Origin of the sequence: Streptomyces sp. MAR4 CNX-425 (genome assembly GCF_048656465.1) — a bacterium.
Taxonomy (GTDB): Bacteria; Actinomycetota; Actinomycetes; order Streptomycetales; family Streptomycetaceae; genus Streptomyces.
The window spans coordinates 475,570-491,441 of the sequence record NZ_JBMDLF010000005.1 but is presented as its reverse complement, the minus strand read 5'-3'; the positions used below and the strand labels follow the sequence as shown (position 1 = coordinate 491,441).

The following is a 15,872-nucleotide window of genomic DNA, read 5'->3' as shown; positions in this document are numbered from 1 at the left end:
TACCCAAACGATAGACCCGCTGACGTGTCCAGCTCAATACAGCCCGGGGCGGCCGGTGGCCGCCCGGTGTGGTGGCGCGGGTCAGGGGGTGTCGTAGGACAGGGTGTAGCTGCCGCTGCCGCTGTAGGAGTGGACCTGGTAGCGGTAGTAGCCGGTGCTGCCGGTGTAGGTCAGCTCCTCGTCCGGGCCGGGGCTGGTGCCCTGGGCCACGTCTGTCCAGGAGTAGCCGTTCCACCGCTGGAGGTACAGGTCGAAGTCGGTGCCCTCCGGCCCGTCCAGGCAAGCGCTGTGACCGCCAGCCGCGCTCTGGAAGTAGCTCCCGTCAGGCTGATAGACCACCTGGCCATCGGTGAGCTGACCGGTGTACGTGTGCGCGCCCTGGCAGGAAGACGTCCCGTTGACCGTCAACTCGAACGACGCGGTACGGGTCACCTCCGTACCCGCCGCCGTGATCGTCACCCGGTGCCGCCCCGACGCCGCCGAAGCAGCGGCCGACAGCGTCAGCTCCGCGCCGCCACCGGCGGTCACCGTCTCCGGGTCGAACGCCGCGGTGACGCCCTGTGGCAGACCCGACGCCGACAACGCCACCTGCTGCGCATTGCCCTTGGTCACCTCGGTGGCCACCGACGCGGTCAGCGACCCGCCCGCGTCCACCGAACCCGACGCCGGCGACACCGACACCGAGAAGTCGTGGTCGGCGACCTGCCCCGCCACCGTCCACACGGCGTAGGCGACGGAGTCGGCGTTGCGGTCGAGGATCGTGTCGTTGATGTTCCCGATGCCGTCGCAGGAGGAGTGGTAGCAGCGGTCGTAGGCGCTGCCCGCCGTGCCGCCCCACATCTGGGCCTCCGCCTGGGTCTTGCGCCCCTCGGCGCCGGTGAAGGTGCCGCCCGCGGGCACGCCCCTCGCGATGAACGGCCCGTAGTCGCTGCGCCCGCTGAAGTCGGTCCCCCGGCTGGGCACGCCGATCGAGGCGAAGTAGTCCTCCAGCACGTCTTCGAGGTACGCCGACCCGTCCGGCCCGGGGCCCGAGCCGGTGCCGTCGGAGTCGTCGCCGTCGTAGATGAAGTAGCCGCCGTTGGGCGAGCCGATCATGTCGAAGTTGTAATACCCGCCGATCCTCGCCACCTCGGCGGCGGTCAGGCTGTTGACGTAGTGGCGGGAGCCGATGAGCCCGAGCTCCTCCGCGCCCCACCAGGCGAACCGCAGGTGCTTCTCCGGCGTGTAGCCGGACCGCGCGACCTGGAGGGCGACTTCGAGGATGCCCGCCGAGCCGCTGCCGTTGTCGTTGATGCCGGCGCCGCTGGTGACGCTGTCGAGGTGCGCGCCGACCATCAGCACGTCTTCCGGGTTTCCGCCCGGCCAGTCCGCGATGAGGTTCCAGCCGGTCGATCCCCCGTAGCTGAAGGGCTGCAGCCGGGTCTCGAAGCCGGCCGCGTCGAGCTGGGCCTGGACGTAGTCGACCGACGCCCGGTAACCGGGGCGGCCGTGGGCGCGGTTGCCGCCGTTGGCGTCCGCGATGCGCTGGAGTTCGCTGAGGTGTCCCTTGACGTTGGCCAGGGAGATGTCCGGAGCGGCGGATCGGAGCTGCCGCGCAGGTGACTGCGCCGCGGCCGTCTGCGTACCCGCGTGGACGGTCGCCACGAGCACGGCCGCCGTGGCCAGAATCCCGGCCGACGCTCTCATACGTCGACGCACGGTGTGTCCTTCCAGGTCGTCATGGCACAGGGCAGGGCACCCGGGGCGGCCGGTGGCCGCCCGGGTGTGGTGGCGCGGGTCAGGGGGTGTCGTAGGACAGGGTGTAGCTGCCGCTGCCGCTGTAGGAGTGGACCTGGTAGCGGTAGTAGCCGGTGCTGCCGGTGTACGTCAGCTCCTCATCCGGGCCCGGGCTGGTGCCCTGGGCCACGTCCGTCCAGGAGTAGCCGTTCCACCGCTGGAGGTACAGGTCGAAGTCGGTGCCCTCCGGCCCGTCCAGGCAAGCGCTGTGACCGCCCGCCGCACTCTGGAAGTAGCTCCCGTCAGGCTGGTAGGCCACCTGGCCATCGCTGAGCTGACCGGTGTACGTGTGCGCGCCCTGGCAGGAAGACGTCCCGTTGACCGTCAGCTCGAAGGTGGCGGTACGGGTGATCTCCGTACCCGCCGCGGTGATCGTCACCCGGTGCTGTCCCGACGCCGCCGAAGCAGCGGCCGACAGGGTGAGTTCGGCGCTGCCGCCCGAGGTGATGGTCTCCGGGTCGAACGCCGCGGTGACACCCTGCGGCAGACCCGACGCCGACAACGCCACCTGCTGCGCATTGCCCTTGGTCACCTCGGTGGCCACCGACGCGGTCAGCGACCCGCCCGCGTCCACCGAACCCGACGCCGGCGACACCGACACCGAGAAGTCGTGGTCGGCCTGCGGCTCGCAGGTCGGCTCGCCGGACTGGGCGGGCACGGAGACGGAGTTCCACGCCGCCTTGATGCGGTTGAACTCCGTGCAGCCGGTGAACATCTGCTTGGCAGCGTTCAGCGTCGCCACCCGTACGTCCACGTAGCGCCAGGACGAGGTCTTCTGCAACAGCGCGTTGTAATACACCTCGCCGGCCTGCTGGAGTCCGATGCCGGTGACCGAGCCGCCGTCGCACGTCGGGCTGGACGGCTTGCCGCCGCCGGGCGCCGACCCCTCGGCCGTCAGGTAGAACCAGTGGTTGAGCGGGCCCGCGGCCGCGTGCACCTCGGTCCTCGGGATGTCCGACGAGTAGCAGTTGGGGTGGTTCTTCCGGGACGGGTCGTACATGTTGCGGATCGGCCCGCTCCCGACCAGGTCGACCTCCTCGCCGACGAGATAGTCCGCGGGGTCGTTCGGGTTGTTCGCGTACGCCTCGGTCAGGGCGCCGAATATGTCCCCGGTGGCCTCGTTGAGGCCGCCGTTCTCGTTGCCGTATCCGGCGCCGCCGGGCGTCGTCTGGAAGATCGCGTGGCCGAACTCGTGGCCGACGACGTCCATCGGCGTGGCCTGGCGCTGCCCGTCCTGCGAGTGGCCGAAGTTGGTGTAGCTGCCGTTCCAGTAGGCGTTGACCTGGTTGAGGCCGACGCGGGCGGGGAAGCCGCCGCCGTCGCCGTCGATGCCGTCGCGGCCGAGCCAGTCGCCGAGCATCTCCCATTCCTGCTGCACCGCGTAGAGCGCGTCGACGCAGGCGGTCTCCAGGCTGGTGCCGCTGCCGTTGCCCCAGTTGTCGTCGCTGCCGGTGTACGGGGAGCCGCCCTGGCCGCCGCACTGGATCCCGGGGCGGCCGGGGTCGTCCATCGAGAACGACGATCCCGAACCCGTCGTGTCGACGGTGACGTCCCCGTTGTAGAACCCGTCCCCGGTGCCCGCGCGGACCTCGTCGTACGACGCGGCGACCGCTCCGGTCCGGGCGTCGACGAACACGTGCAGCTTGCTCGGCGCGGTCCGGGTGGCGCCGGAGACCACCGTCTCCCACGCCAGCCGCGGCTCGCCCCAGGCCAGCACGACCAGGCGCGACGCGCCGACGTCCGTCACCTCGGGCAGCTGCTTCCGGGACACGGCCCGGGCCTTCCCGGCGCCTACGCGGGCCTTCGTGCCGGTGTCGATGGCCTCGTCCTGGGCGACGGAGGCGGAGAGCACGGAGCCGTCCGCGTCGGTCATCACGACGACGTCGCCGCCGACCACCGGCAGGTCGCCGTAGCGGCGTTCGTACGACACGTAGCGCAGGCCGTCCGCGCCGCGCTCCACGTCCTTGCGTACGAGGGTGTCGTCCGGGCTCCGGTGCACCTTCCCGGGGTGGCCGGCGACGTAGGCGTCGGCGGCGCTGGCGATGTCCGCCGCCGTGGGGGCCGGTTCGGGGGCGGGGGACCGCGCGCCGGCGGGCGGCGCCGCGGCCAGCGTCGTGCCGGCCAGGGCCAGCGCGGCGAGCAGTACGGTCGATCTCAGGCGTTTCACTGCGGAGACTCCTCACGTCGCAGCCGTTCCGGTCCGGAACGGCGGGGGTCAGCGAAGTCCGGCGGCGGACGCACGGGTACGCGCCCACCGGCCGGTGACGCAGCCTCCTCCGGCGCTCTGCCCCACACCGGGCGGTCGCCCGGCCGAGGAGTTCCTGCCGGGAGACCTCGCAGGCGGCGTCGAGAGCAAGTTAGGGACGCCGGGGGCGCGCCGAATCAGAGAAACCCCTCGCAGTCCGAGGGGGAGTTGCAGGGAAATCCCTTGCGCACGCGGCACCGGCCGCCGCGGCGGCGCCGGGTCACGGCGCGTACGGGCGGCGCGTACCGGGGGCGGTCATCGCCCGTGCGAGCGGACGGTCCGGGGCCCGCGGCCGGACGCGGGGTCAACGCGCCGGGCGCGCCCCGCCCGCGTCGGGGCCGAGACGGACTCCGTCGACCGCGTGGTTGAACACCGGCTCGTAGCGCTCCCACTCCGTACTCGGGGTGGAGAGGTAGATCGCGTACTCCTTCTCGCCCGCCCGCCCGAACCCGAGGTCCCGGGCGCGCCACTCGCGGGTCCGGCCCTGCCAGGTGAACTCCCAGATCGCGGCCGGCATCCCCCGGTAGGTCGTGCTCTGCATCCGCAGCTCGCGGTAGCCGGGCAGCTTCCCCTCCTGGACGGACTTGGCCGCGTTGTCCTTGAAGTGCTGCAACGGGTCGCTGCTCGCGTAGTCGAGGGCGACGACCCGCAGGCCGATCATGCCGGTCGGGTCTATGTAGGCGACGCCCTCGCCCTCCTCCTCCAGGTCCTTGCGGGTCCAGCCGTCCGGCACGGGAAAGGCGACCTCGTACTGCTCTTCCCGCACCAGGTGATAGCCCTCCGGCACCGGCGCGGGGCCGGGCCGGGGGGTGGCGCTCGCGGAGGGCTCCTTGCCGCCCGCCTTGCCGGAGTCCGCGCTGTCGTCGGGCAGCATGAGGTACGCGCCGACGAGCGCCGGCACCGTGAGCGCGAGCACGGCCGCCCACACGCCGGTACGCCGTCGCCGCCGGCCCCCGCGTCCGGCGGTGGCCCCGGCCCCGTACACCGGGGGCGCCTCCCGCAGGGGGGCCGGATCCGCGGGAACGTCACGGCGCGTCTCGGCCACGAACCCGGAACCGGCCTCGGCCAGCTGCCGCAGCCGCCGCTCGGCCTCGGCGGCCGAGGGGCGGGCCGCCGGCTCCCGGGCGAGCAGTTCGGATATCAGCGGGGCCAGCGGCCCGGCGGCGGCCGGGTGTTCGAGCGGGTCGACGGCGATCGCGTAGGCGGTCTCCAGCGGCGTGGCCCGGCGGAACGGCGGCCGGCCCTGCACGGCCTGGTAGAGGGTCGCGCCCAGGGCCCACAGGTCGGACGCGGGCGCCGGGTCCGCCCCCCGGAGGCGTTCGGGGGCGCAGAAGTCGACGGAACCGACGAGTTCCCCGGTGCGCGTGAGGGTGGAGGTGTCGGCGACGACGGCTATGCCGAAGTCCGTCAGGACCACGCGCCCGTCGGGGCCGAGCAGCACGTTGCCGGGCTTCACGTCGCGGTGCAGGACCCCGGCGGCGTGCGCCGCCCGCAGCGCCGCGATCACGCCGATGCCGATGCGGACCGCCTCGGCGGGCGCCAGCGGCCCGTCCTTCTTCAGCACCTCGTCGAGCGCGGGGGCGGGCACGTGCTCCATGACGATGCAGGGCAGCCCCGCGTCGTCCACCACGTCGTGCACCACGACGACGTTGGGATGCGTGATCCGGGCGGCGCTGCGCGCCTCGCGTCTGGTGCGCTCGAAGAGGGTCGCCTGCTCGGCCTCCTTGAGGTGCGGTGGCACATGCAGCTTCTTGAGCGCGACCTGCCGTCCGAGAACCTCGTCCTCGGCGTGCCATACGGTGCCCATGCCCCCGCGGCCGATCCGCTCCAGCAAGCGGTACCGCCCGGCGATCAGCCGCCCGGGCCCGTCAGCCACCGTGCCGTCCCCCACGTCGTGCTCCCCGTGTCCGGTGTCGTGACCTCGACACGATAGTCGCCCGGCTTCCGACGCCCCGAGGGCCGGGGCCGGTACCGGAGAAGCCGCCGCTACACCGGCGCGCGGTCCGCAAGGACAGCCCGCAGTTCCGTCAGCGCTGTGCGCACGAGCCGCGGCAGCCGCTGCCCGCCCGTCCCGTCCGCCTGGCCCGGCCCGGCGGCGACCCACTGGGCGTAGGCGACCTTGAAGGCCGCGACACCCGCTTCGGCGGCCAGGCCGGCGGCCGGCTCCGGCGTGCCGCGTTCACGCAGCGCGCCGGCCATCGCCGAGGCGAGGGCATCCAGCTTGACCAGCTCGCGTTCGCGCAGCTCGGCGCTGGCGGAGATGACCGCGTCCCGCCGCCGGACACGCTCCGGGTCCTCCTCGAAGAAGGCCCCGAAGGACTCCAGCGCCGCTCCCACGGCGTCCATCGGGGACGCCGGGGCCGGTGCCTCCGCGATGGTGCGGGTGAGCATGTCCAGCGCCAACTCGGTCCCGTAGAACAGCACCTCGCGTTTGTCGGCGAAGTGCCGGAAGAAGGTCCGCTCGGTCAGCCCCGCCGCCTCGGCGATCTCGGTGACGGTGGTCCTCTCGAACCCCTGCTCCACGTAGAGCTTCAGGGCCGCCTCGGCCAGCCGTCCCCGCGCGTTCGGCTCCCATCTGCCCATGGCGCGATTCTACGTGATGACAGTCGCTGCCATCACTCTGCTACGCTGATGACAGTTCCTGACATCACGGAGGTTTCCATGCGGGTATTCGTCACGGGCGCGTCCGGCTGGGTCGGCTCGGCCGTCGTTCCCGAACTCATCGGCGCCGGGCACCGGGTCCTCGGGCTCGCCAGGTCGGACGCCGCGGCCGAGACCGTCGCCGCCCGGGGCGCGGAGGTGCTCCGCGGCGGACTCGACGACCTGGACACCCTGCGCACCGGCGCGGCTGCCTGCGACGGGGTCGTCCACCTGGCCTTCGGCCACGACTTCTCCCGGTTCGACGCCTCGGTGCGGACCGACGCGCGCGCCGTCGAGACCTTCGGCGCGGCGCTGGAGGGCACCGGCAAGCCGCTGGTCGTCACCGCCGGCACACCCGCGATCCCGGGCGAGGTGGCGACCGAACGCGACCGCCCCGGGCTCCCGCCCGGCGCTCCCACCGCCGGCCGGGCCGCGAACGCCCGGGCGGCTCTCGACCTGGCCTCGCACGGCATCCGCTCGTCCGTCGTGGGACTGCCCCGGACCGTCCACGGCGAAGGGGACCGGGGCTTCGTCTCCATGCTGATCGCCCACGCCCGGGAGAAAAGGGCCGCAGGCTATGTCGGCGACGGCTCCCAGCGCTGGCCGGCGGTGCATGTGGCGGATACCGGCCCGCTGTTCCGGCTCGCCGTGGAGCAGGCCCCCGCGGGATCGATGCTGCACGCGGTCGGCGACGAGGGGGTGCCGATCCGCGACATCGCCGAGGTCATCGGCCGTCACCTCGGCGTGCCCACGGCCTCCCGTCCGGCCGGGGACTTCGGCTTCCTGGGCACGGTCCTCTCCCTCGACCAGCCGGCCTCCGGCGCGCTGACCCGCGAACTGCTCGGCTGGCACCCGGCCGGCCCCGGCCTCCTGGAAGACCTCGACAAGGGCCACTACTTCACCCCCGGCTCCCGCACCCACTGACCCCGCCGCACCGCCCGCGCCACGCGGCTCTCGTGACCCTCCGCCCTTATGCTGGACACGCGGAGCGATGGCGCGTCTGGCGAAGGGAGCCGCGTGGCGGACGTCTTCATCTCCTACGCGGCCGAGGACCGCGCGTGGACGGGAGAACTGGCGGCGGGGCTCCAGCGCAACGGGGTGCGGGTCTTCTTCGACGAGTGCAGCCTGCTGCCCGGCGACGTCGTCGTACACCAGCTGGAAGCCGCCATCCGCCGCTCCACGCACGGCATTCAGGTGCTGAGCCCCGTCGCCGTGCACAAGCCCTGGGTGCTCCAGGAGTACGCGGCGCTGCTGGACGCCTCGACGCGGCGCGGGCTGCGGCTCATCCCCGTACTCCACAGCGGCGTCGACATCGGTGCGCTGCCTTTCGCCGCCACCCGCTTATGGGTCGACTTCCGGGAGGTCACCGGGGCCGCCTTCCACGACAAGGTCGGCGAGCTGGCCCGGGTGATCCGCGGCGAGGAGCCCGCCGGCAGCGGCGAGTCGGAGGCGATGGACCTCCGCGACCGGCCCGCCCCTTCCCCCGGCCCGCCGGCGGAGCCCTCCTTCGTCGTCTGCTACGCGCGTCCGGAAGCGGACTACGCGCGCCGGCTGCTGGCCGCGCTGTCCCGTGCCGATCTGCCCGCCTGGTCCATCAGCCATCTGACGTGGGGCGACGACGTCCTGTGGACGATTCGCGAGCAGATCCGGCACGCGCTGGGAATCATCGTCCTGATGTCCCCGGACGCCGAGGGCTCCGCGGACATCACCCGGGAAATCCTGGAGGGACAGCGCCACAGCCGCCCCTTCTTTCCCATCCTCATCCGGGGCGACCGGCATTTTCTGCTCGGAAGTACGTGGCATTTCGACGCCCGTACGGGCGCACTCCCCGGACACGTGGAACTCGATCAGCTACGCCGCCTCACCGACGCGGGCACGCCTTCCGCCGCGCCGCCCCCGCCCACGGTGCCGGCGCCGCGTGTCACGCCCGCTCCGGCGGCGGGGCCCGCGCCCGCCGGGGTACGGCTCGGTGCGCTGCTCGCGGAGGAGGAGTGGGAGCACGCGGACGTGCTGACCACCGCGCTGCTCCTGCGGGCCGTCGACCGGCTGGAGAGCGGCTGGCTGCGGCGCGGCGACGGGCGCCGGCTGCCCGCCGGGCTGCTGCGCGAGGTGGACGCCGCGTGGGCGGAGGCTTCGGGCGGCAGGTACGGGTTTCGGACACAACGGGAAAGGGCACGTCCCGCGAGTGCGCGTCACCGCGATTTCCTGGCACTCTCGTTGGCGTACGGCTGGCGTGGTTCGGTGGAGGACGCCGTATCGGAATACCGTGCGTTCGGCGGTCCGGACCGGCCCCCCGGGTTCTTTCCCACGCTTCGTAACCCGCAGAACGAGCGCTATCCGGACTGGTACGACCAGTGGACGGAAACCGTGCTTGCCGTGCACCTGCGTTTGCGAGCGGAGGGTGGAATCGTATGATCGGCGTATTACTCGTAGGAATCCTCGTCGTGGTCGTGCTGTTTGTCGGCCTGTTCGCCCTGGAGAAACACGAGCGCCGGTCCGCCTCCCTCCCCAGGGCCCGGTCGGACACACCCGCGCCGCACCGGCCCCCGGGCTCCGGGGGGCCGCGGATCAACTTCGGCGTGCACGTGGTGCCCGCGGGCAAGGTGGGCATCGTCACGCGCCGCTTCGGCCGCGGCGACCCCGAGCGGCGGTTCAAGTACGTCACGCCGTACCGGAACAGCCGCGGCGTGCAGGCCCGCGTGCTCGTCCCGGGCCGTCCCTACTGGCTCTCCCCCGTGCTGTACCGGGTGAAGCTGGTGCCGCGGACACACGTGCCGGCGGACAAGGTCGGGCTCGTGACGGCCCGCGAAGGCACCCGGCGGCCCCCGCAGCGGACGCTGGGCCGGCGGGTGGAGTGCGACTGCTTCCAGGACGGCGAGGCGTTCCTCCGCGACGGCGGCGAACAGGGCCGGCAGATCGCCATCCTCCCCGGTGACTCCTCGTACTACATCAACACGGAGCTTTTCGACGTCGAACTGGCGCCCCGCACCTATGTGGAGCCGGGGACCGTCGCCCTCGTCATCGCGAAGGACGGAAACGTGCGGCCGCCGGACCGGCCCTTCGGCCGGCACGTGGAGTGCGACAACTTCCAGGACGGCGAGGCGTTCCTCCGCGACGGCGGCGAACAGGGCCGGCAGCTGGCCATCCTCACCGGCGGGTCGTACTACAACATCAATCCGGACCTCTTCGAGGTCATCAGCACCGCGACCGTGGGAACCGCGCGCGCGGACGGGCTCACCGCCGACCACCTCAAGGAAATCGCCATCCAGATCGGCCAGACCGGCGTGGTGGTCACCCTCGACGGGATCGAGGCACGGAAGGACGAGCGGCCCATCGGGCCGGTCATTCCGGGCCACAGCAGCTTCCGGCTGCCCTGGGAGTTCCTCGCCAGAGGCGGGCAGCGGGGCGTGCAGGAGGAAACCCTGGGCGAGGGTTCCGTCTACGCCCTGAACCCCTGGTTCGTGCGCGTCGTGCTCATTCCCACGCGCACGATCGTCATCGAGTGGACGAAGAAGGAGCGCCTGTCGAGCAACTACGACGCCGCCCTGAAGCCCATCATGGTGAACGTCCAGGGGCACCGGTTGCAGGTGGACATCTCGCAGACCCTGGAGATCCCGGAGCCGGCCGCGCCGGCGCTGGTCAGCCGGTTCGGCGGCGCCCACACCTCCCGCCTGGGCGGCCTGGTGGACGACCCCCTTCCGGTGCAGCGGTTCGTGGAACGGGTGCTGGGAGGACTGGTCGAGACGTACTTCAACGCCATCGCCTCGGCCTCCACCGTGGAGGAGTTCCTCAGCATGTACGCGAGCACGCGGACGGACGTCTCCTCCCAGGTACGCAACGCGCTCGCCGCCTGGGGAATCGAGGCGCGGGGGACGACCCTCGGCGAGTTCGAGTCCGCCGACCCCGAACTCGACCGGGCCCGGCGGCGACTCGCCGACAAGCAGATGGAAACCCGCGAACTGGAGGCCGAGGAGGAGAACTCCGTCATCCGCGAACGCATCCGCGACCGCGAACGGCGCGGCGAGCGGGCGGACCTGGAGCTGGAGACGGTCGTGCTGGAGCGGAAGATCGAGGTGCTCGGGCGCGACACCATCGCCATGGAGATGTTCCTGCGCCAGCTGAAGGACATGGGCGTGCCGGAGGTCGTGAGCGGAAACGCGGACGAGCTGCTGCGCCACCTTCCGCTTCAGCGCGCCCTGGCGCTGGTCGAGAGCGCCCAGCGGCACGCCGGAAAGACACGGCTGGGGAAGGGCGACGAGGCGGCGAAGAGCATCGAGGGCGCTGTGGAGTCCCTGGGAGTCGTGGACACGGTGGAGGAGGACGACCCCGAGACGGACGAGGGGTCAGCCGCGTCGTAACGCCCGGACCGTCTGCTCCAGTCTGCGCGCGTAGGTGTCGTCGTCCACGTCGCGGAAGTCCGCGCTGAAGCGCGTACGCGCGAACTCGGGCAGGACGACGTCACCGACGAGAACGGGGATGAACAGCCGGCCGGACTCGATCGAACGCTCCATCAGCGCGGCGTACTCCTGGAGCACCCACCCGTCGTCCGCCGACCGCGGGCTGAAGACCAGCAGTCCGTGGGCGGAGTCGCGGATGGCCTGCTCGACCGCGTGCACCCGCAGGCCGCCGGGGGTGCGCACCACCTCGTCGTCGGCCACGCGCAGGCCGCTCGCGCGCAGGCGGCCGGCGAAGGCGCGCGCCCAGGCGGCGTCGGCGGGGCTGTGGGAGACGTAGACGTCGTACGCGGCGGGGGTGGCCGGGGCCGCGGGGGCCGCCGGGTCCGCGGCTGGGGCCGGGGCTGGCGCGGGGGCCGGGAGCGGCGGGCGGCGGCGGGCGGAGCGGCCGCGTACGGAGACGTAGGCGAAGTACGTGCCGACGACACCGGCCAGGGTGCCCACCGCGGTGAGGACGAACTCCGCCATGCCCATCCCAGCAGGCTAGCGCCGTCTGCCGGTGCCGCACCGCACCGTTTAGGCTGGCGGGTCACGTCGGACCGGCCGGCTGCGGGGGCTGTGGGGCTGTGGGGGCTTGATGGCGGAGGGGCGGGAGGACTGGGTACGGGTTCCGGTGGGGGACGGGGCGCGGCGGTGGGCCTCCCGGGGGCGGTGCCGGCGGGTGCTGTTCGTCGTGCACAACGTCACGTCCGCCACCCGGCTGCTGGACGTGATGCCGCTGTTCGACGACGACCTGCGGGTGCAGATGCTGGCGACGTGCACCGGCTCTTCGCCGTTCCAGGGGGGTGTCGGCGAGCTGCTGGCGGAGGTGGGGGTGCCGGTGCTGCCCTGGGAGCAGGCGGTGCGGACGCCCGTGGACCTGGCCGTCTCCGCAAGCCTGGGCGGTCATATCAGTGCCTTGCGGGGCAAATTGGCAGTTTTGTCGCACGGCGTTGGATATACTAAGAGGCTCAGGTCGCCGGTCGCCGGTCGCCGGTCGCCGGTCGCCGGACGCCGGGCTCCCGTCTTCGGGCTGGCGCCGGAGTGGCTGCTCGACGAGGACGGGCAGCCCGTGGCCGACGCCCTCGTGCTCTCGCACCCGGAGCAGGCCGAGCGGCTGCGGGAGTCGTGCCCCGAGGCGGCCGGGACCGCGGTGCTGGCCGGGGATCCCTGCTTCGACCGGATGCTCGCCGCCCGCGGCCACCGGGACCGGTTCCGGCGCGCGCTGGGCGTACGGGAAGGGCAGCGGCTCGTCGTGCTGTCCGCCACGTGGAACCCCGAGGGGCTGTTCGGCGACGGCGGGGCGGACGACGCGCTGGCGGCGCTGCTGCCGCGGCTGACGGGTGAGTTGGCGGCCGACGAGTACCGGGTGGTGGCCGTCCTGCACCCCAACATCTGGCAGGGGCACGGCCCCGGGCAGGTGCGGGCATGGCTCGACGGGGCGCGGCGCGGCGGGCTGGGGCTCGTCGATCCGCTGGGCGCGTGGCGGCAGGCACTGCTCGCGGCGGACGCGGTGATCGGCGATCACGGGGCGGTGACGTACTACGCCGCGGCCCTGGGCGTGCCGGTCGTGCTGGCGGCGGCGCCGCTCGCCCACGTCGACCCGCGCGCGCCGCTGGCCGCCTTCCTCTCCGAGTCGCCGCGGCTGGACCCGTACGCGCCGTTGCCCGAGCAGCTCGACGCACTGCTCGCGGGTCACCGGCCGCAGCCGGGGCCCGCGCGGTTCACCACCTCGCTGCCCGGCGAGTCGGCGCGGCGGCTGCGGACGCTGTTCTACGGGTACTTGGGGCTGCCCGAGCCCGAGCGGCCGGCGCTGCTGGAGCCGCTGCCGCTGCCGGCCTACGAACCGGTCCGGCGCAGCGCGCCGATGCGCGTGCTCACCCGGCTGGGCGGCGCGGACGGGGGCGACGGCGGGGCGGAGGGCGCCGGTGGGGCGGGCGCGTACACCGTCGTCCTGCGGCGCTGGGCCGATCCCGCGTACGAACCCGCCGGCGACGGCGCGGTCCACACCGCCGTACCCGAGGACACCCGCGACCCCGGCCGCCTCGACTTCGCCGACGTCATCCTCCGCCACGGCACACCCGACGACCCCCGCTTCGGCTCCCCCGCCGCCTGGTGCGCGGAGACCCTGCGGCGGTACGCCCACTGCGCCCTCGCCGCCTACGTCACCGGCCCCGGCGACTGCACCGTCCGCACCCGCGACGGCGACGCGCTCACCCTCTCCGCCGCGCCCGCCGCGCCCGACGCGCCCGCCGCCGACCCCGCGGCCGGCGCCGACCCCGCGGCGTACGCCTCCGCCGCGCACGCCTGGCTGGCGGCCGGGCGGACCGCGGCCGAACTGGCCGCGCACGGCCTGCTGGTGCGCACCGGCGCGCGCGAGCACCGCGTGCTCGTCACCCGGCTCCCGGCATGACGCACCGCGCCCGTACGGACCGCGCAAAGGCCAGCGGGTACGTGGCCTCCTGCGCGCCCAGCAGGGCTATCGCCTGGTCGATCAGCGGCAGGGCCGCGGCGGGCGCGCCCGCCAGCTCGTGGGTGTCGGCGAGGTCGGTCAGGGCACGCGCGCGGTTGTAGTCGTCCCCGATCACCTCGAAGGACTCCACGGCCGCGCCCAGGAGCGTGACCGCCTCCCCGAAACGGCCGTCCACGCGCATCGCCCGCCCGCGGTGCCGCACGATCAGCGGCAGGGCGCGACGCAGATCGGCGTGGCCTTCGTCGCCGGGGGCGATGGTCCCGTACAGCGCCTCCGCCTCGTCGAAGAAGGCGAGCGCCTCCCGTCCCTTCCACTGCCGCAGCCGCAGCAGGCCCAGCGCCTCGACCACCGAGGCGTGCCCCCGTATGTCACCGGCCGTCCGCTCGTCCTCGGCCGCGGCCCGGAACTCGGTCTCGGCCTCCTCGTGCTCTCCCAGCTCCGTGAGGCTCATGGCCAGCTGGAAGCGGAGAGCGGCGCGGTCACGGGGGCCGGCGGGGAGGCGGAGGGCCGCGCGGAGGACGGGGACGGCCTCGGTGTGCCATCCGGCCTTGAGTTGCAGCGGCCAGAGGGAACGCCCCAGGCGTACGGCCGCGACCGGGTCCCCGGTGTCCACCGCGGCCCGCACGGCCTCGGCGAGGTTCGCCGCCTCCCGTACCAGGGCGCCGAGGGCCTCGGCGGGGTTCGCGTTCGGGCCGGGCGCGGCCGGTCCCGGTACGCGCCAACTCTGCGGCAGCGCCCCGCGGGCGGCGCCCTCGGCGAAATCCGCGTACCCCCGGACGACGCGGGCGACCGACTCCGCGCACGCCTCCGGGCCGTCCTCGTGCCGGGCGAGCAGCTCGGCGTGGCGGCGGACCGCGGGCCGGAACCGGTACCGCTCGGAGCCGTCGGACTCCAGCAGGCCGCGGTCGGCGAGCAGGCCGAGGAGGGCGGCGGCGCGGGCCGGATCCGGATCGGACGCCGAGTCCGTCCGCGTCGCCCAGGCGGCGGTCCGGGCGTCGACGTGGGGCCAGTCCCGCAGAGCCAGCAGCCGGTACAGCCGGGCGGCGTCCGCGTCGAGCGCCCGGTAGGCGGATCCGGTCAGGGCCGCGACCGGCCCGGTGTCCACGGTGCCCGGCCGCGGGCCGCCGTGCGCCGAGAGCAGGGGCGCGGCCGTACGCAGCGCGTACGGCGACCCCGCGCAGCGCACCAGCAGGTCCTTCGCCGCCTCCGGCGCCGCGGCCACGGCCTCGGCGCCGGCGAAGTGCGTGAACAGCCGCCGGGAGTCCCGCGCCGCGAGCGGGCCCAGCGCCACGGGCACGGCGTCCAGCCCGGGCAGCGGATGGCGGGCCGTGACGACCGTGAACACCCCGGGGGCGGAGGTCAGCAGCGGGCGCACCTGGGCGGCGGAGTAGGCGTGGTCGAGGACGACCAGCAGCCGCAGGTCGGCGACGAGCCGCCGCCACAGCGCCAGCCGGTCGTCCCCCGCGTGCGGCGTCTCCGCCGCCGGCACGCCCAGCTCCCGCAGCAGGCGCCCGGCCGCCTCGGCGGGGCCGAGGGCGCGCTGCGACGACCAGCCGTGCAGGTCGACGTGCGCCTGCCCGTCGGGGAAGCCGTCGGCGTGCCCGCCGCCCCAGTACAGGGCGGTGGCCGTCTTCCCGATGCCCTCCGGGCCGTGGAGCAGCGCCACCCGCGGACGGCCGTCGAACCTGCGGTCCGCCTCCCGGTCCAGCAGCCGTAACGCCCGCCGGCGGTCGGTGAAGTGCCGCGAGGCGGCGGGGAGCCGCGGAGTCCCGGCGGGGACGGCACCGGCCGGGAGCGTGGAGGCGAACCGCTCCCACGCGCGGGCGAGTTCGGGATCGTGCTCGGCGGCCTCCCGCAGCAGCGCGGCGACGCGCTCCAGCTCCGCGGGGCGCCGCGGGGCGGGGACCTCGCGGCCGGTGATCCTGCGCACCAGCGCCCCCGCCGTCTCCCACGCCGCCCTGCCCGCCTCGTTGGCCATCCCCATGCCGACCGCGCCGAGCGCCGCCCCGGAGATCGCGGCGAACGACACCGGATCCGTCATCACACACCCCTCCCCTGCCATCGCACCGTAGCGAGTTGGTACGACTCCGAAGAGTAACGCGGGAGAATGACATCGGAGGCTGAGGCTACGGTGACAGCAGCGCAGGGAAGGAACTACCCGCCGGGGGTTGACATAGGCAGTGCCACGGAAAATACCGCGAACCGCGAACCGCGAACCGCGAACCGCGAACCGCGAACCGCGAACCGCGAACCGCGAACCGCGAACGCTGGCGCACGCTCCCGGCCGAACGGACCCTCGTCGCCG

General features: G+C 73.9%; 10 protein-coding genes. 4 read left to right on the top strand and 6 right to left on the bottom strand.

Going from position 1 to position 15,872, the window contains the following annotated elements; all coding sequences use genetic code 11:
* Positions 1-81: 81 nt before the first annotated feature.
* From ACHZ99_RS17815 to ACHZ99_RS17800, 4 genes are all read right to left on the bottom strand, one after another.
* Positions 82-1,686 carry a M28 family peptidase gene (locus tag ACHZ99_RS17815; RefSeq protein ID WP_420305586.1) on the bottom strand — a complete coding sequence of 535 codons (1,605 nt, stop codon included), beginning with the start codon at positions 1,684-1,686 and terminating at the stop codon, positions 82-84.
* Between the two features lie 91 nt (positions 1,687-1,777).
* On the bottom strand, positions 1,778-3,943 hold the full coding sequence (locus ACHZ99_RS17810; RefSeq protein ID WP_420305585.1) for a M4 family metallopeptidase: 2,166 nt from the start codon (positions 3,941-3,943) through the stop codon (positions 1,778-1,780).
* Positions 3,944-4,325: 382 nt separating this feature from the next.
* A complete protein-coding gene (locus tag ACHZ99_RS17805; protein WP_420305584.1) occupies positions 4,326-5,897 on the bottom strand; it encodes a protein kinase domain-containing protein in 1,572 nt (523 codons plus the stop codon).
* A 110-nt stretch (positions 5,898-6,007) separates the two neighbouring features.
* A complete protein-coding gene (locus ACHZ99_RS17800; RefSeq protein ID WP_420305583.1) occupies positions 6,008-6,604 on the bottom strand; it encodes a TetR/AcrR family transcriptional regulator in 597 nt (198 codons plus the stop codon).
* A gap of 78 nt (positions 6,605-6,682) precedes the next feature.
* On the opposite strand from ACHZ99_RS17800, the gene ACHZ99_RS17795 reads away from it, so the two are divergent.
* The 3 genes from ACHZ99_RS17795 (at position 6,683) to ACHZ99_RS17785 (ending at position 11,019) form a co-directional block, all read left to right on the top strand.
* A complete protein-coding gene (locus ACHZ99_RS17795) occupies positions 6,683-7,585 on the top strand; it encodes an SDR family oxidoreductase (protein WP_420305582.1) in 903 nt (300 codons plus the stop codon).
* Between the two features lie 93 nt (positions 7,586-7,678).
* Positions 7,679-9,076 (top strand): TIR domain-containing protein, encoded by a 1,398-nt coding sequence (locus tag ACHZ99_RS17790; protein WP_420305581.1) that lies wholly within the window; start codon positions 7,679-7,681, stop codon positions 9,074-9,076.
* The gene (locus tag ACHZ99_RS17785; RefSeq protein ID WP_420305580.1) at positions 9,073-11,019 is read left to right on the top strand and encodes an SPFH domain-containing protein; all 1,947 of its coding nucleotides are present in this window, start codon (positions 9,073-9,075) and stop codon (positions 11,017-11,019) included. The genes ACHZ99_RS17790 and ACHZ99_RS17785 overlap by 4 nt, the downstream gene beginning before the upstream one ends.
* On the opposite strand, the gene ACHZ99_RS17780 is transcribed toward ACHZ99_RS17785, so the two are convergent.
* Complete coding sequence (locus tag ACHZ99_RS17780) at positions 11,005-11,589, bottom strand: toll/interleukin-1 receptor domain-containing protein (protein WP_420305579.1); 585 nt, start codon at positions 11,587-11,589, stop codon at positions 11,005-11,007. The two genes, ACHZ99_RS17785 and ACHZ99_RS17780, sit on opposite strands and share 15 nt — an antisense overlap.
* A gap of 103 nt (positions 11,590-11,692) precedes the next feature.
* Here ACHZ99_RS17780 and ACHZ99_RS17775 point away from each other — a divergent pair, with 103 nt between their 5' ends.
* Positions 11,693-13,507, top strand: a complete 1,815-nt coding sequence (locus ACHZ99_RS17775) for a hypothetical protein (protein ID WP_420305578.1) — start codon at positions 11,693-11,695, stop codon at positions 13,505-13,507.
* On the opposite strand, the gene ACHZ99_RS17770 is transcribed toward ACHZ99_RS17775, so the two are convergent.
* On the bottom strand, positions 13,488-15,608 hold the full coding sequence (locus ACHZ99_RS17770) for a tetratricopeptide repeat protein (protein ID WP_420305577.1): 2,121 nt from the start codon (positions 15,606-15,608) through the stop codon (positions 13,488-13,490). The genes ACHZ99_RS17775 and ACHZ99_RS17770 overlap by 20 nt on opposite strands.
* Between the last annotated feature and the right edge of the window lie 264 nt (positions 15,609-15,872).

What these genes read in the sequence shown, in the direction of transcription:
- ACHZ99_RS17800 (WP_420305583.1), bottom strand. Translation starts at nt 6,604, where the DNA reads ATGGGCAGATGGGAGCCGAACGCGCGGGGACGGCTGGCCGAGGCGGCC.
- ACHZ99_RS17795 (WP_420305582.1), top strand. Translation starts at nt 6,683, where the DNA reads ATGCGGGTATTCGTCACGGGCGCGTCCGGCTGGGTCGGCTCGGCCGTC.
- ACHZ99_RS17775 (WP_420305578.1), top strand. Translation starts at nt 11,693, where the DNA reads ATGGCGGAGGGGCGGGAGGACTGGGTACGGGTTCCGGTGGGGGACGGG.
- ACHZ99_RS17780 (WP_420305579.1), bottom strand. Translation starts at nt 11,589, where the DNA reads ATGGGCATGGCGGAGTTCGTCCTCACCGCGGTGGGCACCCTGGCCGGT.
- ACHZ99_RS17770 (WP_420305577.1), bottom strand. Translation starts at nt 15,608, where the DNA reads ATGACGGATCCGGTGTCGTTCGCCGCGATCTCCGGGGCGGCGCTCGGC.
- ACHZ99_RS17785 (WP_420305580.1), top strand. Translation starts at nt 9,073, where the DNA reads ATGATCGGCGTATTACTCGTAGGAATCCTCGTCGTGGTCGTGCTGTTT.
- ACHZ99_RS17815 (WP_420305586.1), bottom strand. Translation starts at nt 1,686, where the DNA reads ATGAGAGCGTCGGCCGGGATTCTGGCCACGGCGGCCGTGCTCGTGGCG.